The sequence below is a fragment of the Microbacterium deferens genome (genome assembly GCF_045517775.1).
Lineage (GTDB): Bacteria > Actinomycetota > Actinomycetes > Actinomycetales > Microbacteriaceae > Microbacterium.
In genome coordinates this window covers 1313236-1334447 of sequence record NZ_JBEUWT010000001.1, presented here as the reverse complement: position 1 = coordinate 1334447, position 21212 = coordinate 1313236, and the positions used below count along the sequence as shown (strand labels likewise).

At 72.4% G+C, this 21212-nt stretch carries 17 protein-coding genes; 9 read left to right on the top strand and 8 right to left on the bottom strand.

Annotated features, from left to right (window positions below):
• Window positions 1-11 precede the first annotated feature (11 nt).
• From ABTU82_RS06360 to ABTU82_RS06345, 4 genes are read left to right on the top strand one after another with little or no spacing between them, the layout of a single operon-like run.
• Window positions 12-692: an urea amidolyase associated protein UAAP2 gene (locus tag ABTU82_RS06360; RefSeq protein WP_407172422.1), complete on the top strand. Its 681-nt coding sequence runs from the start codon at window positions 12-14 to the stop codon at window positions 690-692.
• Complete coding sequence (uca, locus tag ABTU82_RS06355) at window positions 689-4303, top strand: urea carboxylase (RefSeq protein WP_407172420.1); 3615 nt, start codon at window positions 689-691, stop codon at window positions 4301-4303. The genes ABTU82_RS06360 and uca overlap by 4 nt, the downstream gene beginning before the upstream one ends.
• The gene (gene atzF, locus ABTU82_RS06350) at window positions 4300-5976 is read left to right on the top strand and encodes an allophanate hydrolase (RefSeq protein WP_407172418.1); all 1677 of its coding nucleotides are present in this window, start codon (window positions 4300-4302) and stop codon (window positions 5974-5976) included. The genes uca and atzF overlap by 4 nt, the downstream gene beginning before the upstream one ends.
• Window positions 5940-6800: an MBL fold metallo-hydrolase gene (locus tag ABTU82_RS06345; RefSeq protein ID WP_116648817.1), complete on the top strand. Its 861-nt coding sequence runs from the start codon at window positions 5940-5942 to the stop codon at window positions 6798-6800. The genes atzF and ABTU82_RS06345 overlap by 37 nt, the downstream gene beginning before the upstream one ends.
• Window positions 6801-6952: 152 nt before the next feature.
• Here ABTU82_RS06345 and ABTU82_RS06340 read toward each other — a convergent pair whose 3' ends face one another.
• Window positions 6953-7960 (bottom strand): LacI family DNA-binding transcriptional regulator, encoded by a 1008-nt coding sequence (locus tag ABTU82_RS06340; RefSeq protein WP_407172416.1) that lies wholly within the window; start codon window positions 7958-7960, stop codon window positions 6953-6955.
• Window positions 7961-8083: 123 nt separating this feature from the next.
• On the opposite strand from ABTU82_RS06340, the gene ABTU82_RS06335 reads away from it, so the two are divergent.
• From ABTU82_RS06335 to ABTU82_RS06320, 4 genes are all read left to right on the top strand, one after another.
• The gene (locus tag ABTU82_RS06335; RefSeq protein ID WP_407172414.1) at window positions 8084-8791 is read left to right on the top strand and encodes a ThuA domain-containing protein; all 708 of its coding nucleotides are present in this window, start codon (window positions 8084-8086) and stop codon (window positions 8789-8791) included.
• Complete coding sequence (locus ABTU82_RS06330) at window positions 8764-9849, top strand: Gfo/Idh/MocA family protein (RefSeq protein WP_116648815.1); 1086 nt, start codon at window positions 8764-8766, stop codon at window positions 9847-9849. Before ABTU82_RS06335 ends, ABTU82_RS06330 begins: the two co-directional genes overlap by 28 nt.
• A complete protein-coding gene (locus ABTU82_RS06325) occupies window positions 9846-11366 on the top strand; it encodes an alpha-N-arabinofuranosidase (RefSeq protein ID WP_407172413.1) in 1521 nt (506 codons plus the stop codon). The genes ABTU82_RS06330 and ABTU82_RS06325 overlap by 4 nt, the downstream gene beginning before the upstream one ends.
• 181 nt (window positions 11367-11547) lie before the next feature.
• Entirely contained in the window at window positions 11548-12540 is a 993-nt protein-coding gene (locus ABTU82_RS06320; RefSeq protein WP_116648813.1) for an NADP-dependent oxidoreductase, read from the top strand.
• 109 nt (window positions 12541-12649) lie between these two features.
• Here the strand turns inward: ABTU82_RS06320 and ABTU82_RS06315 are convergent, their stop codons facing one another.
• Genes ABTU82_RS06315 through ABTU82_RS06290 form a run of 6 tightly spaced genes read right to left on the bottom strand, consistent with a single transcriptional unit; the run spans window position 12650 to window position 19648 of the window.
• Entirely contained in the window at window positions 12650-14074 is a 1425-nt protein-coding gene (locus ABTU82_RS06315; RefSeq protein ID WP_407172410.1) for an alkaline phosphatase family protein, read from the bottom strand.
• Window positions 14071-15231 (bottom strand): metabolite traffic protein EboE, encoded by a 1161-nt coding sequence (gene eboE, locus ABTU82_RS06310; protein ID WP_407172408.1) that lies wholly within the window; start codon window positions 15229-15231, stop codon window positions 14071-14073. Before eboE ends, ABTU82_RS06315 begins: the two co-directional genes overlap by 4 nt.
• A 2-nt stretch (window positions 15232-15233) precedes the next feature.
• Entirely contained in the window at window positions 15234-16118 is an 885-nt protein-coding gene (locus tag ABTU82_RS06305) for a TatD family hydrolase (RefSeq protein WP_116648810.1), read from the bottom strand.
• A gap of 28 nt (window positions 16119-16146) precedes the next feature.
• Entirely contained in the window at window positions 16147-17580 is a 1434-nt protein-coding gene (locus ABTU82_RS06300) for an EboA domain-containing protein (RefSeq protein ID WP_407172406.1), read from the bottom strand.
• Entirely contained in the window at window positions 17577-18440 is an 864-nt protein-coding gene (locus tag ABTU82_RS06295) for an SCO3242 family prenyltransferase (RefSeq protein ID WP_407172404.1), read from the bottom strand. Before ABTU82_RS06295 ends, ABTU82_RS06300 begins: the two co-directional genes overlap by 4 nt.
• On the bottom strand, window positions 18437-19648 hold the full coding sequence (locus ABTU82_RS06290) for an inositol-3-phosphate synthase (protein ID WP_116648856.1): 1212 nt from the start codon (window positions 19646-19648) through the stop codon (window positions 18437-18439). The genes ABTU82_RS06295 and ABTU82_RS06290 overlap by 4 nt, the downstream gene beginning before the upstream one ends.
• Before the next feature lie 779 nt (window positions 19649-20427).
• Here ABTU82_RS06290 and ABTU82_RS06285 point away from each other — a divergent pair.
• Window positions 20428-20733 carry a DUF3253 domain-containing protein gene (locus ABTU82_RS06285; RefSeq protein WP_407172402.1) on the top strand — a complete coding sequence of 102 codons (306 nt, stop codon included), beginning with the start codon at window positions 20428-20430 and terminating at the stop codon, window positions 20731-20733.
• Here the strand turns inward: ABTU82_RS06285 and ABTU82_RS06280 are convergent.
• Window positions 20730-21191: a MarR family winged helix-turn-helix transcriptional regulator gene (locus ABTU82_RS06280; protein ID WP_407172401.1), complete on the bottom strand. Its 462-nt coding sequence runs from the start codon at window positions 21189-21191 to the stop codon at window positions 20730-20732. The two genes, ABTU82_RS06285 and ABTU82_RS06280, sit on opposite strands and share 4 nt — an antisense overlap.
• Window positions 21192-21212: the final 21 nt, after the last annotated feature.

The following is a 21212-nucleotide window of genomic DNA, read 5'->3' as shown; positions in this document are numbered from 1 at the left end:
AGGACGCCAGAATGATCACCACCGTTCCCGACCGCCCCGTTCACGCCCCCGACGCGCCGCTGGACTGGTCGACGCCGCTCGTCGACGGCACCGTCGTGCTCGACCAGCGCGTCGCGCCGCGAGCTGCCTGGTCGGCCGTGGTCGCCGCCGGCGACGTGCTGACGATCGTCGACGTCGGGGGGAACCAGTCGGCCGACTTCCTCGTCTACGCCGCCTCCGACACCGACGAGCGCTACAGCGCCGCCGACACGATCGCCTGGCAGCAGAACGTCTACGTGCGCACCGGCTCGGTGCTGCGCAGCAATCTCGGGCGCCCCCTGATGACGGTCGTGGGCAACGAGGTCGACCGCCAGGACACGATCGGCGGAGCGTGCAGCAAGGAGTCGAACACGTTGCGGTACGGGCACCACACCCTGTACCAGCACGGGTGCCGAGAGAACTTCCTCGCCGAGGCGGCCCGTCACGGGCTCGGTGCGCGCGACCTCGTCTCGAACCTCAACTGGTTCATGAACGTTCCCGTCGAGGCGGACGGGTCGCTCGGGATCGTCGACGGGATGTCGGCGCCGGGCAAGCGCGTGGCACTGCGTGCGGAGCGCGACGTGCTCGTTGTCGTGTCGAACTGCCCGCAGATGAACAATCCCTGCAACGACTTCAGCTGCACGCCGCTGCGCATGATCGTGATGCGCCCGTGAGCGGCTTCGACACCCTGCTCGTCGCCAATCGCGGCGAGATCGCCCGGCGCATCATCCGCTCGGCCCGCGAGAGGGGGTTGCGCACCGTCGCGGTCTACTCCGACGCCGACCGCGCGGCCCCCCACGTGCGGGAGGCCGACACCGCCGTGCGGCTGGGGCCGGCGCCCGCCGCCGAGTCGTACCTGCGTCTCGACGCCGTCCTCGAGGCGGCGGCCCGCACGGGCGCCGGTGCCATCCACCCCGGCTACGGGTTCCTCGCCGAGAACGCCGGCGCCGCCCGTGCCGTGGAGGCCGCGGGGCTCGCGTGGGTCGGTCCGACCCCCGACCAGCTCGACGCCTTCGGGTTGAAGCACACCGCGCGCGAGCTCGCCGCCGCGGCCGGGGTGCCGTTGCTCCCGGGAAGCGGCGTGCTGGAGTCGCGCGACGCCGCCGTGGCGGCCGCCGAGTCGATCGGGTTCCCCGTCATGCTCAAGGCGACGGGCGGCGGCGGCGGGATCGGCATGCGCGTCTGCGGCGACGCCGGTGCGGTCGCGGAGGCCTTCGACGCGGTCACCCGTCAGGCACAGGCGAGCTTCGGGTCGTCCGGGCTCTTCGTGGAGAAGTTCGTGCGCCCCGCGCGCCACGTCGAGGTGCAGCTGTTCGGTGACGGGGCAGGGCGCGTCGCCGTGCTCGGCGACCGCGACTGCTCGCTGCAGCGACGCAACCAGAAGGTCATCGAAGAAGCCCCGGCCCCGCGTCTTCCCGCCGCCGTGCGCGCACAGCTCCATGCCACGGCCGCCGCCCTCGCCGCGAGCGTCGACTATCGCTCCGCCGGCACGGCGGAGTTCGTCTACGACCCCGTCGCCGAGGCCGCCTACTTCCTCGAGGTCAACGCGCGACTGCAGGTCGAGCACCCGGTCACCGAGGCCGTCTTCGGTCTCGATCTGGTCGGGCTCATGCTCGACCTCGCGGCCGGCGGGCCCGAGGCCGTCGACCCCACGCTCTTCGATGCCCCGCGACGGCCGAACGGGCACGCTGTGGAGGCGCGCATCTACGCCGAGGACCCCGACCGCGGCAACGCCCCGTCGACCGGACTCGTCACCGGTGTCCGTCTCCCGGAGGGCGACGGCGTGCGCGTGGACTCCTGGATCGAGGCGGGAATGGACGTCACGTCGTACTACGACCCGCTCCTGGCGAAGGTCATCGCGCACGCGGCCACCCGCGACGACGCCCTCGACCTGCTGCACACCTCGCTCGCCGACACCCGCATCGACGGGATCGTCACCGGCACCGGGATGCTGCGTGAGATCGCGCAGCATCCGCGAGTCCGCGACGCGACCCACGACACCGGTACCCTCGACGGCATCGGCGACCCCGACCCCCGGATCGAGGTGCTCGAGCCGGGGATGATGACCACCGTGCAAGATCTCCCCGGCCGTCTCGGCTACTGGCAGGTCGGTGTCCCGCCGTCGGGTCCGATGGACGCGGTGTCGTTCCGGGAGGCCAACCTCGCGGTCGGCAACCCGCCCGAGGCGCCCGGACTCGAGGTCACGCTCACGGGACCGACCCTGCGGCTCACGGCGGCGACGACGGTGTGCGTCACCGGCGCACCGGTCGACGTGACGGTCGACGGCGCGGCGGTCGCGCTCTGGGAGCCGGTCGAGGTGCCCGCCGGCGGCACGCTGCGCATCGGCGCATCGGCCGGCCCCGGCATCCGCACCTACGTCGCGATCCGCGGCGGGATCGACGTGCCCGCCTACCTCGGAAGCGCGGCGACCTTCACACTCGGCGGGTTCGGCGGCCACGGCGGGCGGGCGCTCGTCGCCGGCGACGTGCTGCGGCCCGTCGCCGCCGGTCCGGGCGCGCCCGGCGGTGCGACCCCGTCCGAGAGGCGACCGCACATCGGGCGGGAGTGGCGCATCGGCGTCACCGAAGGACCCCACGCCGCGCCCGAGTTCTTCACCCGTTCCGACATCGACGAGCTCTACGCCGCGGAATACACCGTGCAGGTCAACTCGGCCCGTACGGGCGTGCGCCTCAGCGGCCCGCAACCCGAGTGGGCGCGCACCGACGGCGGAGAGGCGGGCCTGCACCCCTCGAACATCCACGACACCCCCTACGCCGTGGGAGCCCTCGACTTCACCGGAGACACCCCGATCATCCTCGGACCCGACGGCCCGAGCCTGGGCGGATTCGTCTGCCCGGCGGTCGTCGCCAGCGGCGAGCTGTGGAAGATCGGGCAGCTCCGCCCGGGCGACTCGCTGCGTTTCGTGCCGGTGCGCGAGGCCGATGCCGCCGGGCTCGACTCCGCGCGCTCGCTGGGTGCCCCGCCGCTCATCGGCGGCGGCGACGGTGACGACGGGGTCGTCTCGGTGCGCGAGGCCGACGTCGACGCCACCGGGGTGCATCGACCGCGCGTCACCTACCGGCGCGACGGCGACGACAACCTCCTCGTGGAGTTCGGCGCGCAGGAGCTCGATCTGGGTCTGCGCATGCGCGTCCACGCGCTGCAGACCCGCCTCGCCGAGCACGCCCCCCGCGGCATCCTCGACGTCACCCCCGGCATCCGATCGCTGCAGGTGCACACCGACGCATCCGTGCTTCGCGCCTCGCAGCTCGTCGGGCTCCTGCGCGAGCTGGACGACGACCTCCCGCCCACGAGCGAGCTCGTCGTGCCCTCGCGCGAGGTGCGACTGCCGCTGTCGTGGGACGACCCGGCGACGAGACTGGCGATCGAGCGGTACATGGCGGGCGTCCGCGACGACGCCCCCTGGACGCCGTGGAACATCGAGTTCATCCGCCGCATCAACGGGCTCGACAGCGTCGACGACGTGTACCGCACGGTCTTCGACGCGCAGTACCTCGTGATGGGTCTCGGCGACGTCTACCTCGGCGCCCCGGTCGCGACACCGCTCGATCCGCGTCACCGGCTCGTCACCACCAAGTACAACCCGGCCCGCACCTGGACCGCCGAGAACTCCGTCGGCATCGGCGGCGCGTACCTCTGCATCTATGGAATGGAGGGCCCGGGCGGATACCAGTTCGTCGGCCGCACCGTGCAGGTGTGGAACAGGTTCCGACGGGGCGGTCTGTTCGCCGACAACCCGTGGGCGCTGCGGTTCTTCGACCGCATCCGCTGGTATCCGGTGTCGGCCGAGGAGCTCCTCGAGCTGCGCGCCGAGACCGACGCCGGCCGGGGGGAGTTCGAGACCTCCGAGGGCGAGTTCCGCCTCGCGGAGTACGAGACGTTCCTCGCCGACAACGCGGCGGGCATCTCGTCGTTCCGCGACCGTCAGCAGCGCGCATTCGCCGAGGAGCGCGACCGCTGGCGCGAGGCCGGCGAGTTCGATCGACCGGTGGAATCGGATGCCGTCGCCACCGCACCCATCGAAGACCCCCTGCCGCCGGGCTGCATCGCGGTGCGCGCGCCCTTCTCGGCGGCGGTGTGGAAGGTCGAGACGGAACCGGGGCGGAGCGCTGCCGAAGGAGAACGGATGCTGGTGCTGGAAGCAATGAAGATGGAGACCACCGTGAGTGCGACACAGGCGGGGATCGTGCGCGATGTGCTCGTGCGACCGGGGGAGCGCGTGGAGGCCGGGCAGCTGCTGGCCGTCGTGGAGGTCGCCCGATGAGCGCGGTCGAGCGGATCGCCGCCGCATACGCCCGAAACGCCGAGATCGACCGTGCCGAGGCGTGGATCGCCCTGCGGGCCGAGCCGGAGGCGCTCGCGGAGGCCGCCGAGATCGACCGACGCGTCGCCGCGGGAGAACGGCTGCCCCTGGCGGGAACCGTGCTCGCCGTGAAAGACAACATCGACGTCGCGGGCCTGCCCACCACCGCGGGGAGCCCCGCATACGCGTACGCGCCGGAGGCGGATGCCCCGGCGGTGGCGCGGCTGCGAGCGGCCGGAACGGTCGTGCTCGGCAAGACCAACCTCGACCAGTTCGCCACCGGCCTCGTCGGAACGCGCAGCCCGTACGGCGCCGTGCGCGGGGCCTGGGACCCGTCGCGCATCTCCGGCGGATCGAGCTCGGGATCGGCCGTCGTCACCGCGCTCGGGGTGGTCGACCTCGCCCTGGGCACCGACACGGCGGGGTCGGGACGAGTGCCGGCGGCCCTCAACGGCATCGTCGGGGTCAAGCCCACGGTCGGTCTCGTGCCGACGACCGGTGTCGTCCCCGCCTGCCGGAGCATCGACTGCGTGACCGTCTTCGCGCGCGAGCTCTCGCTCGCCCGCGAGGCCGCCGAGCTCATGGCGGGGCCCGACGGCGTCGACCCGCGGGCCCGCGTCGACGTGCCCGCGCCGCCGCTGGATGCCCGACCCGTCGTCGCGATCCCCACGGCCGAGCACCTGGAGGGCCTCGCCGAGGGATGGGTCGAGGCGTTCCGGGGCGTCGTCGGCAGGCTCGCCGCATCCGGTGTCGACATCGTCGAGGTCGACATCGCGCCGCTTCTGGAGGCCGCATCGCTCCTGTACGGCGGGGCGTTCGTCGCCGAGCGCACGGCGGCCGTCGGTGCGTTCATCGAGGCGAACCGCGAGCTCATCGGCACCGACATCGACCCGACCGTGGCCGGCATCGTGCTCGCGGGTGCCGAGGCCCGGGCCGCGGACTACTTCCGCGACCTCGAGCGGCTCGACCGGCTCGGGCTGGAGGGTCTGGGCCGGCTCGCGGGGACGGTGGCCCTTCTCACTCCCACGACCACGTGGCATCCGACCCTCGACGAGGTCGCCGCAGATCCCGTGGGGGCGAACTCCCGCATGGGGCGCTTCACGAACTTCGCCAACCTCCTCGACCGCAGCGCGCTCGCCGTGCCGGCGGGGGTCGTCGACGGCAAGCCCTTCGGCGTCATGCTCACCGGCGCCCCCTTCGCCGACCGTACGCTCGCGCAGCTCGCCGAGCGGGTGTCGGCCCCTCCGGTCGACGTGCTCGTGGTCGGCGCGCACCTGCGCGGTCAACCGCTGAACCACCAGCTCGTCGCCGCCGGCGGATCGTTCGTCGCGTCGGTCTCGACGGCGCCCGACTATCGACTGTTCGCGCTGGCGACCACGCCCGCCAAGCCCGGCCTCGTGCGCGTCGCTGACGGTGGGGCGCCGATCGAGGGGGAGGTCTGGCGGCTGCCGGCCGCCGGGTTCGGCCGTTTCGTCGCAGCGCTCCCCGAACCGATGGGCATCGGCACCGCGCGACTGGCCGACGGCTCGACCGTCTCGGGCTTCCTCTGCGAGACGGTCGCCCTGGAGGGCGCCGCCGACATCACCGGTTTCGGCGGATGGCGGGCCTACCTGGCGTCGGCGGCGCGATCGTGACGGCGACGCCGTGGGCGGATGCGGCGCCCCTCCGCCTCGGCGGACGCCCGCGGCGGCTCGTTCCCTTCGTGGTCGGCTACGAGCCGATCCCTGAGGGCGTCTCGGTCGCCGGCGGCAGCTTCTTCCGGTTCCTCCTCGAACCGGTCACCGCCGCCGCCGTCGTCTTCGACGAGGGATGGGTGCTCGTCGACGGCGGGTTCGACCCGGCTCGCATCCGCGATCGCGATCGGCGCGTGGCGAGCTTCGACTACGAGAACTACACGCCGCTGGTGCCCGCCGGCGACCCGCTCGTCGAGCAGGTCGCGGCGGCCGGACTGGAGTGGGGCGACCTCGCCGCGGCGGCGATCACCCACGTGCACTTCGACCACACCGGGGCGGCTCGCCTGCTCGCCCCCGACCAGCCCCTCCTCCTGCAGGCGCGGGAGTGGGAGCACGTGCGGACGGTGGACGACGCGCGCGCGGGGTTCCTGTTCGTCGACGACGTCGTCCGCGAGGGGCTCTCGGTCGTCACGCTGTCGGGCGACACCGACCTGGCGCCCGGTCTGCGCGCCATCGACACGTCGGGACACACCCCCGGCCACCAGTCGTTCGTGGTCGAGCTCGGGGAGCGCACCGTCGTGCTCGCCGGTGATGCGGCCGACCTCCGCCGCAACGTCACCGACTGCGTGCGGTGCGGGTCGACGGTCGGCGACGACGGCGATGATCGCGCGGATGCGGCGATCCGGCGCCTCCACGACCTCGACGCGCTCGACGGTGTCGAGGTGTGGCCCGCGCACGACCCCGACTGGGGCCCCTGGCGAGAGGTCATCGCCGAGCGCGCCTGAGCGCCGGATCCGGTCCCTGAGCTTGTCGAAGGGCCCGGCGGCCGTGCTCGCGGGATGCGGGCAATCGGCCGAGGCGCGGGCTTTCGGCACCGGAATGCCCGCGCCTCGACCGAAAGCCCGCGTCTCGGGCCGGGGTCGACGCGACGCCTCGATCAGCCGCCCCGGGTGGAGCCGCGGGGGATGAGCTCCGTCGGCAGCTCCACGATCTCGTCGCCGGCGGGCGCTCCGGCCGCGAGCATCCGCACCGCGGTGGCCGCCATCTCGCGGATCGGCTGGCGCACGGTGGTCAGCGACGGCTGCAGCCACCGCGCGCCGCGCAGGTCGTCGAACCCGACGACCAGCACGTCGACGCCGACCCGCAGGCCCTCGTCGGCGGCGGCGCGGTAGGCCCCCGCGGCCATCTCGTCCGAACAGGCGAACACCCCCACGGGTCCGTCGCCGGCGAGGTTGCCGAGGGCGCGCCGGCACGCCTCCCGTGCCTCGGTCGCACCCCAGTTCGCACTCTCGTGCACGCGCGCCGCGCGGGGGAGCGCCGCATCCAGCGTCTCGAAGAAGCCCTCGGCGCGCGCCCGGCCCCAGCGATACGGCGGGCTGCCACCGATCACGACGAACCGGCGCGCGCCCCGGGCGATGAGGTGCTCCGCCGCGGCCGAACCGCCGGCGCGATCGGTCGAGCGCACGCTCGGCAGCCCTCGCGACGAACCGCTGGGCGGCTCGAGCAGCACGACGGGGATGCCCGCTTCGCGCATCACCGCGGTCTGCGTCGCCGTCGGAAGGATGAGGCCGAGCACCACCCCCGCACTCCCGCGGGAACGGATGCGGACGGGCCAGTCGTCGTCGGGATCGTCGCGCTCGGTCGTCAGCACGAGGTCGTAGCGCAAGTGCGCCGCCGCGGTGCGCGCGCCCGCGGTGACCTCTTCGGTGTACGGGTTGTGGAAATGCGAGAGCACGAGGTCGATCAGCCGGGCCGTGCCTCCGCGCGGGCGACCGCGCCGCTCCCCGTCGAGCGTGTACCCGAGGGTCGTCGCCGCGGTCACGATCCGGGCGCGCGTGGCCGCGGCCATCTCTCCCCGGCCGCGCAGAGCGCGCGAGGCGGTGGTCACGCTGACGCCCGCCGCCGCCGCGACGTCGGCGAGTGTGGAACGGGCGGATGCGGGCACCTCCCTATTTTGCGCAATATCTGCGCGATCGGTCCAGGGGGTATGGCATGGTGATGCCGTCCCCACCCGGGAGAGCGCTCCGTCGCCTCCCGTTCCGACCACCTCTGCGCCGAGGAGTTCGTCATGACCGCACGTCACGCCCTGATCGTCCGAGGCGGGTGGGAAGGACACCATCCGGTCGAGGCCACCGATCTCTTCGTGCCGTTCCTGCGCGACAACGGCTTCGATGTGCGCATCGAGTCCGACCCGGAGGTCTACGCCGACCGTGACGCGATGGATGCCGTCGACCTCGTCGTGCAGTCGGTGACGATGTCGCAGGCCTCGCGGGAGGCGGTCGCGGGGCTGCGCGCCGCGGTCGAGCAGGGCACCGGGCTCGCGGGGTGGCACGGCGGCATCGCCGACTCCTACCGCGACAGCTCCGACTATCTGCAGCTCGTCGGCGGACAGTTCGCCACCCACCCCTCGCGGCACCCCGACGAGCGCCCGGGCGACGAGCGCGACAACTTCGTCGATCACACGATCGAGGTCACCGACGCCGGGCGCGCGTCGTCGATCATGGCCGGTATCGACGGCTTCGCCCTGCGCACCGAGCAGTACTGGGTGCTCACCGACGACCTCAACGACGTGCTCGCCACGACCACCCACCCGGTGCAGCCCTACCACCCGTGGCACCGTCCGATCACCTCGCCGGCGGTCTGGACGCGGGCGTGGGGGCGGGGGCGCGTCTTCGTCGCGACGCCCGGGCACGACGTCGAGGTGCTGAAGGACGACAACGTCCGCACCATCATCGAGAGGGGGATGCTGTGGGCCAGCCGCACGGAATCGGAATAGTCGGGCTCGGGGTCATCTCGGCCCAATACCTCGACACGCTCGTCGGCCTCGACGGGGTGCGGATCGTCGCCGTCGCCGACCTCGACCCCGCACGCGCCCGAGCGGTCGCCGAGCGCGTGCCGGGGTGCCGAGCCCTCTCCGTCGACGAGCTCATGGCCGACCCCGAGGTGCAGACGGTGCTGAACCTCACGATCCCCGCCGCGCACGCGTCGGTGGCCCTCGCCGCCCTCGCCGCCGGCAAGAACGTCTACGGCGAGAAGCCGCTCGCCGCCACGCTCGCCGAGGCGCTCGAGGTCGTCGCGGCCGCCGGCGGCGCGTGGGTGGGAGGCGCCCCCGACACCGTCCTCGGCACCGGCGTGCAGACCGCACGAGCGGTCGTCGACGCCGGCGAGATCGGCCGACCGGTGTCGGCGACGGCGACCTGGGTCGCCCCGGGCCACGAGGCCTGGCACCCGAACCCCGATTTCTACTACCTCGCCGGGGGCGGGCCGCTGTTCGACATGGGGCCGTACTACCTGACCACGCTCTTCCACCTCCTCGGCCCCGTCGTGCGGGTGTCGGGGGTGTCGTCGCGACCGCGTGACGAGCGCGTCATCGCGACCGGCCCTCGTGCCGGTGAGCGCATCCCCGTCGAGATCGACACGCACGTGACCGGCGTTCTCGAGCACGCCGGCGGCGCGGTGTCGACGGTGACGTTCAGCTTCGACGCCGTGGCGACCACCGCCGCCCCCCTCGAGGTGCACGGCGAGCGGGGATCGCTGACCGTGCCCGATCCGAACATGTTCGACGGAGAGGTGAGGCTGCGACGCTCCCCGTCCGACGAGGGCGCGGTGATCGAGCCCCGCGCCGGCTACGAGGGCGCGGGGCGCGGTATCGGCCTGATCGACGTCGTCGCCGGTCACGGGCGGGCCGGCGGCGACGTCGCACTGCACGTGCTCGAGATCATGACCGCCCTGACGGCGTCGGCGCGGGAGGGGCGACGCATCGACCTCACCACGACCGCGCAACGCCCGTCGCTTGCCCCCCTCACACCCCGAACCGCATGGAGAGCATCATGACCTCGACGGCACGCGCCGTGATCGACCTCGACGTCACCGGTGATCGCATCAGCCGTCACCTCTACGGTCATTTCGCCGAGCACCTCGGCCGATGCATCTACGACGGGTTCTGGGTGGGGGAGGACTCCGCGATCCCGAACGTGCGCGGCATCCGTCTCGACATCGTCGAGGCGCTCCGCGCGCTCGACATCCCGAACCTGCGGTGGCCGGGCGGATGCTTCGCCGACACCTACCACTGGCGTGACGGCATCGGACCCCGCGAGCAGCGTCCGAAGATCGCCAACACCAACTGGGGCGACGTCGTGGAGAACAACCACTTCGGCACGCACGAGTTCATGGACCTGTGCGACCTCCTCGGTGCCGACGCCTACGTCAACGGCAACGTCGGCAGCGGCACGGTGCAGGAGATGTCGGAGTGGGTGGAGTACCTGACCCGGGCCGACGACAGCCCGATGGCGAGACTGCGACGCGACAACGGTCGAGACGAGCCGTGGCGCGTGCCGTTCTGGGGGCTGGGCAACGAGGCGTGGGGATGCGGCGGCAACATGTCGGCGTCGTTCTACGCGGAGGAGGCGCGCCGCTACGCGACCTTCTGTCACGAGCACGGCGGCAACTCGCTGACGAGGATCGCGGCGGGCGCCAACGAGGACGACCTCGAGTGGACCCGCACGCTCATGAAGTCCCTGACGGAGTGCCACGGCTGCACGATGGGCGGGAATCTTCCGTATCAGGCCATCTCTTTCCACTACTACACGCACTCCGGATCGGGCATCAACACCGAGGAGGCGACCGAGTTCACCACCGCGCAGTACTACGAGACGGTGGCCTACGCGGCGGGGATCGAGCGCATCGTGCGCGGTCACGTCGCCGTGATGGACTCCTACGACCCGCAGAACCGTGTCGGGCTAGTGTGCGATGAGTGGGGCACGTGGTGGAACGCCGCGGAGGGCACCAACCCGGGCTTCCTCTTCCAGCAGAACACCGTGCGCGACGCCCTGGTCGCGGGCCTGCACTTCGACGTCTTCCACCGTCACGCGCGTCGCCTGACGATGGCGAACATCGCGCAGACCGTCAACGTGCTGCAGGCGATGGTGCTCACCGACGGCGAGAACCTCGTGCTCACCCCGACCTATCACGTGTTCGAGATGAACAAGGGGCACCAGGATGCGGCGGGCCTCCCGGTGCACGTGCTCGAGACGCCGACGACCACCGTGCGCGGCGACGATCTCGACCTCGTATCGATCTCGGCGTCTACCCGCGACGACACGGCGCTGGTGTCGATGACCCACCTGTCGGCCGACGCCCCGTGCACGGTGAGGCTCGACCTCCGCGGGCGGGCGGCGAGCGTCGTGCGCGCGCGCGTGCTCACGGGCGACACGGCATCGTCGTTCAACGACGTCGAGGGCCCCGAACGCGTCGCACCGCGCCCGATCGAGGCGAGCCTCGGCGAGGACGGGGTGCTGACGGTGGAGCTGCCGCCGCATTCCTTCACCACGGTCGAGCTCGCCCTGGGCTGAGCGCGACCCCGACCGACGGTGCGCGCGTGCTCGCCGATCGCGACAGGTGACCGGTGCACGAGTACGGTGCAAGGTCTTGCATCGTGGCGCCGTTCTGCTACGAATAGCTCTACGACGACCGGCTTCCGGTCCGGCCGCCGGGTGACGCACTGTCGCGTGCTTCGACGAAGGGTCGTGGATCGTGTCCAAGAAACCAACTCGCACGGATGTCTTCGAGTACGACGCGCTGGGTAACGCCGACGTGCTGCAGCTGAGGACGCACGATCTCCCGTCGCCGGGCCCGGGCGAGGTGACCGTCGAGGTGATCAGCGCCGGCATCAGCCACATCGACGGATTCCTGCGGACGGGCCGCGAGTCGGCATGGGAAGAGGACTGGCCGCGACGGTCGGGCAGCGAGTTCGCCGGCGTGGTCGTCGCGCGCGGGGAGGGCGTCTCGACCTTCTCCGTGGGGCAGGACGTCATCGGGCACGTCTCAAGCGGTGCGCACGCGACGTACCTGAACGTGCCGATCGCCGCCCTCGTCCGAAAGCCCCGAGAGGTGACGTGGGAGGTCGCGGGCGGCCTCTATCTCGCGGGAGCCACCGCGCTCACGGTGCTCGACGAACTGCGCATCGGCGCCGACGACACCGTGGTCATCTCGGCTGCCGCCGGTGGGGTGGGCAGCATCGAGGCGCAGGTCGCGAAGCACCTCGGGGCGAAGGTGATCGGAACGTGCGGGGAGCGCAACTTCGACTATCTCCGTCAGCTCGGCATCAAGCCGGTGAAATACGGCGACGGCCTCGCCGACCGCATCCGCCGCGCGGCGGACGGGCGACCCATCACGGCCATGATCGACAACTTCGGCAAGGATGGCCACGAACTGCTCCCTGAGCTCGGCATCCCCGCGGGGCGCTACCGCTCGAGCGCCGACAGGCGAGACATCGAGCTACGCCTCCTCGACAGCGACCCCGAGGCGGTCGCGAGCGGCACGGACCTGCTGCGCCGTGTCGCCGAACTCGCCCGCGTCCGTGCCTTCACCCTTCTCGTCTCGGGTTTCTACCCCCTCGCCGAGATCGCCGACGCCTACAACGATCTCGACAAGCTGCACTCGCGCGGCAAGGTCATCCTCGCAACGCACCCGGTCACAACGGCCCGCACCCCGAACGCCCGCCAGATCCACGAGGCCGCCCTGTAACGCCCGTGCGGTGCGGAGGGGATGTGCAGATCGGAGGAGGTATGCGCGGGGGTTCTCCTCCGCTGTGCGCATCTCCTCCCGTGTGACCGCGGCGAAACCGGATGCGGCGTCAGACGCGCGAACTGCGTCGGGTCGGGGCGTTCACGGGCGCACCGTGGGCGGCCAGCACGAGGTCGCGCACGTCGGTCGCGGCCACCGAGGTCACGCTGTCGTCGAGCAGCGCCGCATCCGAGCACAGCAGCAGGGGGGTGTCGGCCGCCGACTCCGGCAGGCGGCCGTGCGTGCCGCGCACCCACGAGGGGTCGAGTGGCACGGTGCTCATCGCGTAGCGCAGGCCGAGCTTCTTCTTGACCAGGTTGAGACCGGCTTTGGCCTTCGCGAGGCGGTCGGCGGGGTCGAAGAACAGCTCGGCGGGGTCATACCCGGGCTTGCGGTGGATGTCGACACCGCGCGCGTACTCGGGGGCGAGGTCGTCGTCGAGCCAGAAGTAGTAGGTGAACCACGCGCCGGGTTCGGCGACCACGACGAGTTCGCCCGACCGCTCGTGGTCGAGTCCGTACGCGGCCTGCGCCTCGCGGTCGAGCACCTCGTCGACCCCGGGCAGCGCGCGCAGCAGGGAGGCGACCCGCGCAATGTCGCTCTGGTCGTCGACGTAGACGTGCGCGACCTGGTGGTCGGCGACGGCGAAGGCGCGCGAGGTCCACGGGTCGAGCTGCTCGCGGCCGTCCTGCACGTACACCTCGAGCAGCCCCTCGCGCCGCAGCGCGCGGTTGATGTCGACGGGTCGGTTCGCGTCGGCGATGCCGTACTCCGCCAGCGCGACGACGGTATAGCCGCGGGCCTCCGCGTCGTCGAGCAGCGGCGCCAGCGCGGTGTCGAGCTCGCGCGCGGCGCGGTCGGCCTCGGGCGAGTTCGGACCGAAGCGCTGCAGGTCGTAGTCGAGGTGCGGGAGGTACGACATGACCAGCTCGGGAGCGGCAGAGCCCCAGCGTTCGCTCAGCATGCCGCGGGTCGCGTCGATGAGCCACTGCGACGAGGCGATCGTCGCCGTCGGCCCCCAGTACTGGAAGAGCGGGAAGTCGCCGAGGTCGCGCACGAGCGGGTCGTGCAGCGACGCCGGGCGCACGTACGCGTCGGGGCTCTTGCGCCCGTCGGCGTGGTAGATCGGGCGCGGGGTCACGGTCACGTCGGTCGTCGCGCCCATCGCGTACCACCAGCCCAGGTTCGCCGCGCGGTAGCTCGAGTCACGGCGTCGCGCCGTCTCCCACAGCTTCTCGCCGGCGACGAGCTTGTTGTGCTGACGCCACAGCATCGGGTCGCCGAGTCCGCGGAAATACCATCCGTTGCCGACGATGCCGTGCTCGCGCGGCATGGTTCCGGTGAGGATCGTCGACTGCACGCTGCAGGTGACGGCCGGAAGGACCGTCTCGAGCTGCACGGTGCGGCCGCGGTCGCCGAGGGCGCGCAGCCGCGGCATGGCGGCGAGGGCGCGCGGGGTCAGGCCGACGATGTCGAGGAGAAGGACGTTCTTCATGGTGTGGTGACCTCTGCGGGGAGTGTGAGGGCGGGGGCGAGCTGGGTCATCGCCCAGCGGAGTTCGGCGGCGATGCCCTCGACGAGCGAGTCGGGCTGCAGGTGGTCGGGAAGAACCGTCCACGTGTAGGTCTCGACGTCGAAGTGCGCCTCGCGGCCGTGCGCGGTCTGCAGCACGGCGTCGACGGCCGTGCGCAGCACCTCCGTGGTGGCGCGCAGGGGCCGGGCGGGAGTCGCGTGCAGGGGGATGTGCACGTGCACCCGCCAGGGCCGATCGGTCGGCCAGGCGGGGTCGGCCGCGAGCACGTCGGGCAGGTCGTCGGCGGCGAACTCGGAGACGGATGCGGTCGGCCGCGCGCGCACCTGGTGCACGTAGCGCGCTTCGGCGAACGGGGCGAGCGCCTCCCGCGCCCCGTCGGCGGAGGGGTCGGTCAGTTCGAGCGCGACCGACGCCTGCACCTTCACGATGCGCACGCCCGCCCGTTCGGCCGCAGCGACCGCGGCGGCGGGATCGGCGAACGACACGGCGAGGTGGCAGGTGTCCAGGCACAGGCCGAGGAGTCCGTCGGCCGAGAGGTGCGGGCGCGCGCCCAACCAGGCCACCACGTCGGCGACGTCGTCGAGGATGCAGCCGGGCTCCGGCTCGATGCCGACGCGCACGGTGCGTCCGGTGCGCCGTTCGATCTCGCGCAGACCGTCGACCAGGGCGCCCAGCGCGGCCTCCGCGGCGGCGTCGGCCGCCGCATCCCATCCCTCCCGCCACCCGAGCGGCAGGGTGGAGATGCTGCCCCACGCCCCCTCGGGCAGCATCTCGGCGAGAAGGGTCGCGCAGTCCAGCGTGTAACGCAGGCGCTCGGCGGTCGTCCAGTCGGGCCGGTAGACCGCGAGCTTCACCACGTCGTCGTGGAACCCGCGGTAGGGGAACGCGTTGATCGTTCGCAGCGCGAGGGCATTGCGATCCAGCGCAGACGACAGCCGCGCGCGCGCCGAGGCGTCGACGGCGAGGACGGCGGCGGTCTCGGCCGGGATCCACAGCCCCACCCCGAGAGTGTCGAGACCCGCGGCGACGCGCACCGGGCCCGCGTGCACGTCGAGTTGCTCGATGATGCCGTCGAGGTCTTCGGCCGGGTGCACGTTGGTGCAGTACGACAGCTCCACGCTCAGGCCTCGCGCCGCGACGCGACGCCGCGCAGCACCGAGTTGCCCTCGAAGGTGTCGGGTCCCTGGCGCTCGGGCTCGAAGCCGGGCACCGGGTCGAGGATGAGTCGGCCGCTCTGGCCGTAGAAGTCGACCGGGTTCTGCCACAGCACGCGGTCGACGTCGGCGGCGGTGAACCCCGCGTCGAGCATGGCCCGGCCGGTCTTGGCGGTCTTGAGGGGGTCGGAGCGCCCCCAGTCGGCGGCGGAGTTCACGATGACCCGGTCGAGACCGATGCGCTGCATGATCGCCACGACGCGCTGCTCGTCCATCTTGGTGTCGGGGTAGATCGAGAAGCCCATCCATGCCCCGCTGTCGGCGACCATGTCGACGCAGGTCTCGTTGAGGTGGTCGACCAGCAGGTGCTCGACGGGCAGCCCCGACTCGATCGCCACGTCGAGCGTGCGGCGCGTGCCGGTGACCTTGTCGCGATGGGGGGTGTGCACGAGCGCGGGCAGTTCGTACTCGATCGCGAGGGCGAGGTGCTGCGAGAGGATGTCGTCCTCCTCGGGCGTCATGGAGTCGTACCCCGTCTCGCCGACCGCCACGACGCCGTCCTTCACCAGGTAGCGCGGCAGGTGCTCCATCACCTCACGGCAGCGGGGGTCGTTCGCCTCCTTCGGATTGAGCGCGATCGTGCAGTGGTGCCGGATGCCGAACTGCGCGGCACGGAACCTCTCCCAGCCGATCAGCGCGTCGAAGTAGTCGATGAACGACCCGACGGTGGTGCGTGGTTGTCCGAGCCAGAAGGCGGGCTCGACGAGGGCGCGGACGCCGGCGTCGTACATGGCCTCGTAGTCGTCGGTCGTGCGGGAGGTCATGTGGATGTGCGGGTCGAAGATGCGCATCGGTTCGCCTTTCGGGGAGCGGGGCGGGTCAGGCGAGGACGAGGAGGGAGATGTCGTCGGGGATGCTGCGACCGGCCGCACGACGCTCTTCGGCGTAACGGGCGGCCATCTCCGACAGTTCGGTGTCGCGTCGGCGTTCGAGTCCGCTGACCACCGAGAGGGGGACGCCCATGAACACGAGCTTGAGCACGCCGTGCCGCCAGGCGTGGTCGTCGAGGTGCGCGTCGGCGAAGCCGCCCATGGCGGCCGCGACCAGGCGCGGATCGTTCGTGCGCAGCGCGTCTGCGACGAGCTCTGCGCCGACGCGCCGCCACTCGGGATCGAGCTCGGCGTCGCGATCGACGAGCAGGTTGAGCCCCCGCAGCACGCCGCGGCGTTCGGCGTCGTCGCCCTCCCGGTAGAGGGTTGCGACGAGATCGGCCCCCGCGGCGTCGGACGAGGCGAGGGCGGCGACGAGCGCGGCGCGGGCGACGTCGTCGACCGTTCCACCGACGCCCTGGGTGTCGGCGGGGTCGACCGGTTCGCGTCCCACGGCGCGACCTGCCTCCGCGAACAGGCGCCGTGCACGACCGGGGTCTGCGGCGACGGTGTCGACGGCGGCTGCGGTCCAGGGGTGGGGCTCGGGGGATGCGGCGCTCACAATGGCCTCCATGCTCGTGCGGGCGAGCCGCGGGGCGTCGAAAGAATGACGGGGCAGTTCGACGGCCGCGACCCCGCGGTAGCCGATCTTCGAAAGCGTCGCGAAGGCCGCGGCGAGGTCGAGCTGCCCCGTACCGAGCTCGAGATGCTCGTGTACGCCGGGCATCATGTCGTCGACCTGCACGTTGAGGAGCAGATCTCCGGCGGCCCGGAGCGCCCCGACGACGCCGTGAGGCTCGACGGCGACGCAGTGCCCCAGGTCGACGGTGATCCCCACGTTCACCGGGTCGCCCAGGGCGGTTCGCAGCCGCAGCGCGTCGTCGACCGTCTCGACGAGCATGCCCGGCTCCGGTTCGATCGCGAGGCGGACGCCGGCGGCCGCGGCGAAGGGGACCAGGCCGGCGAGACGCTCCACGAGCAGCGTCCACCCGCGTTCGGCGGTGACGTCGCCCGGGAGCACACCGCTCCACAGCGACACGCAGTCGGCGCCGAGGACCGCGGCGATCTCGACGGCGCGGCGGAGGAACAGCATCCGTTTCTCGGCCTCGATGTCGACCAGGGTCGGGCGGTGCTTGTGCCACGGGTCGAGAAGGTAGCGCGCGCCGGTTTCGACCACTACGCGCATTCCGCGACGGCGCAGGTCGTCGCGCAGCGCCATGGCCGCCTCGCGCCAGTCGTCGGCGAACGGGTCGAGGTGCGGGTGCCCGAGGGTGAGCGCCACCGCCCGGTACCCCGAGCCCTCGAGGACGTCGAGGGCATCGGGCAGGGTGTGGTCGGCGAAGCCGTTCGTGCCGTACCCGATCACCCACCCGGGCGCGGTCATGTCACGTCGCCCTTCGAGCGGAGTCTGGCCAGCAGGCGTCCGGCTGCCTGCACCGCGATGAGCGCAGCCGTCGGAACGACAGCGCCGGTGCGCGCGACGAGCGCGGTCTGCAACGGCACCATGGCGTGGATGCTGGCGCGCGCCGCCGATCGTGCGTGCTCGGCGTCGGGCTGCCGCGCGGCCGCCACCTGCGACGGCAGAGCCGCGGCGAGATAACCGGCGCCGCCGAGGAGGGCGGCGCTGGTGTGCGCTCCGGCCCCGACGGCGGAGGCAGCGGCGGCGCCCACGCTCGCGACGGCGGTGGCGCCGGCGGTGGCGGAGGTCGTACCGTTCACCTCTCCGCGCGCGATGACGGTGAGCGAGGCGGTGTGCACGGCGACGATGATCGCGGGCACGATCGCGCGTCGCCACCCGGGTCCGGCCGCGCCCATCATCACGTCGAGTCCGCGGCAGACCGCCATGACGACGGGGCCGAAGCGGGTCGGCTTCGCCACGAGGTCGTAGGTCCAGATCGACGCCGCCAGCGCCAGCGAGATCCACCCCGACGAGCGGCGGGTGGCGAAGGCCAGGCCGATGCCCGCGGCGGTCAGCCCCGCGCCGACCTTCAGGGCGGTGTCGCGGCTGACGCGCCCCGACGGGATCGGACGCTCGGGGCGCTCGACGGCGTCGAGCTCGGCGTCGGCGTAGTCGTTGAGCGCCATGCCCGCCGCATACAGGCAGGCCGACGAGGTCGACAGGGGCAGCGCCGAGACGCCCGCGCGGCCACGCGCGTTCGTCGCGCCGACGACGGTGTCGCCGATGACGGTCAGGGCCGCGGGGGCCCGCACGAGGTCGAGCAGATCGGTCAGGCGGCCGGTCATCCGGCGCTGACCTCCTCCGCCAGACGAACGAGGACACCGGTGCGCTGCACCCACGCGACGTACGCGGCGGTCTGGTCGGCGAAGGCGTGCGTGTCGCTTCCCCACGGGTCTTTGAAGAAGCATCCGAGTTCGGCGATCGCGCCCGACTGGCCGGCCGCCGACGCCAGCGCGAGCACGCGGACGAGGTCGAGCACGAGAGGCGCGGCGAGCGTCGAGTCGTACGCGCTCCACGTCGTCTGCAGGGTCACGCGGCTGCCGAGGAAGCCGACGGCGCTGATGTGGTCCCACGCGGTCTTGACGTCACCCAGGTCGGGCACGTTGTCGATGTGGAGGGGAGCGACGACGTCGTCGCCGACGAGCGAGTGCAGTCCGCGGTTCTTGGAGACGAGCTTCGAGCGCACGGCCTCGGGATCGGCCAGGGTCGCGCCGTCGCCGCCGCCGAGGAGGTTCGTACCCGCCCACGAGCGCACCTTCAGGTTGCGCGCGGTGAACATGGGCGCGAGCACGGTGCGCAGCAGAGTCTCGCCGGTCTTGCCGTCCTGACCGGCGAAGGCGATGCCGGCCGCCTCGGCCCTCGCGCGCAGCACGGGCAGGTTGAGGCTCGTCGAGGGGGTGAACGCGGCGAGGGCGGCGCCGGCCTGGATCGCGGCGGCGGCAGCGACCGCGCTCGCCGGCAGCACCCGCTGCCCCGGGTCGGCGAGGGCGTCGCGCAGTGCCTCCTCGGAGTGGAACGCCGGGTGGTCGGCGGGGAGCGGCTCGGTCGACGACACGTCGACGACCACCACCGTGGCGAGGCCGTGCCGGTCGCGGAAGTCGGCGATGTCGGCCGCCATGCGGTCGATGTGATGCTGCTGGGTCGGGCCGGAGAGGTCGATGAGGCGCAGGTCGTCGTCGGTGCGGTCGAGGTCGGCTCGCACCGCTTCGACGAGCGCGTCGGAGAACATGCCGCCGGCGGCGAGCGAGGCGGCCTTCGCCGCGAGCGGCACCTCGTAGATGTCATGGCCGCCGATGACGATGTCGTCGAGGGCGACCAGCGGCACGTCGGCGAACTCGTCGTTCTCGGTCGTCAGGCCGGTCGGAGCGGCCGCTCCGCGGGCGAGGGCGAACAGGCCCACGGTCGCGGTGGTCGCGAGCGACCCGCGGGCTCCGATGAACCAGGCGCCGACGCGGGGCGCGGTGAAATCGGAAGAAGAAGCACTGTCGGTCATCATTGTCCTTGCTCTGTGCGCGGCGGTGCGCGGGGCGCTTCGCGGGGGACTGAGGCGCTAGACGACCGTATGTCGACCTAATGCCTTCGGTCAAGCAGAAGTCGCGGTGAGGTTTGATAAAAGATGAACTGTCCCCCGCGCGCTTTCGCGCGCTTCGCCCGCCGAACGCACGGGATAGCGCGCCCGCTGGCGATTCCGCACCGGCTACACCGTCCCGTCCGTACCTACCCTCGGTCCCGCCGCCCTTCGCGCCGGCCGTGCTGCCCGTACTCAGGATGGTTGGTCGCCCGACCGGCGACACGCCGGGGGTCGGGGCTGCGGCACGTGTTTCATCCTGAGTTCGGTCGACGGGCCGGCCATCACGGGCCTGGCCGCCGGGGTTCGGGGCGGGGCGAGCGCAACGGGAACCCCGCCGGCTGCACCGCGCCGCTCCGGCCGCCCCGCATCCCGCGCCTGCCTCGCTTCCGCTGCGGTCTCCGCGCCCGCTGCTGCCCGTACTCAGGATGGATGGCTGTCCGACCGGCAACACGCCGGGGTTTGCGGCTGCGGCGCCTGTTTCATCCTGAGTTCGGGCTTAGGGGGCCGCGCTTAGTTCGGGCGTAGGGCAGTCGTGCTCAGTTCGGGCGTAGGGCAGCGGTCCGAAGTTCGGTCGACGGGCAGCCGTGCTGAGTTCGGTCGTAAAGCCGCCGCCGCGGGCCTGGTCGCCGAGGGCGGGGATCAGGGTCGTGGGTGCGGCGCAAGCCCCACCGGCGGCGGGGCTGCGGGAGGGAGGATCAGGCATGCCCGAGGAGCCGTCGTCCGCGCAGAGCGCAGCACCCGACCGTGATCTCGAGGCCGCGATCCTCGGCCTGCTCGCGCACCGCGCCGCGACCTCGACGATCTGTCCCTCCGAGGCCGCGCGGGTCGTGGGCGGTGAGCAATGGCGCGAGCAGATGGATGCTGCGCGCGCCGCCGCCGCGCGGCTGGAAGCTGCAGGCGTCGTCGACATCACCCAGCGCGGGGAGATCGTCGACCCGGCGACCGCGCGCGGGCCGATCCGCATCCGTCGGCGACCCGCCGCCACGGGGCGGGAGCCCGACGCCTAGGAGCGCTCCGGCGGGGCGTTCGGGTTCTCGATCTCCGACTCGGCGAGGTTCCGGCTCGCCCGACGCAGGAAGCTCGCGAAGAGGGCGACCTCGTCGTCGTCGAAGTCGCCGAGCATGGCGTCCTCGATCGTGCGGACGGACTCGGCCATCGCGTCGATCTTCTCGATACCGGCCGGGGTGATCGACAGGAGGATCTGCCGGCCGTGGTCGGGGTTGCGATCCCGCCGGGCCAGGCCCGCGTCGAGGAGAGGGGTCAGGGTCTCGGCCATCGACTGCGGCCTCACGAACGACCGGCGCGCCAGGTCGGAAGACGTGAGACCCGGCAGGCGCGTGAGCACCGTCAGGGCGGTGTACTGGGCGTAGTTCAGCCCGTGCGAGGCCACCGCGTCGATGAACGGACGTCTCACGGCCATCTCGGCCCGCTTGAGCAGGTAGATGAGGCCTCTGTCGCCGGGCATATTCTCGCGGGCGTCCCTTCC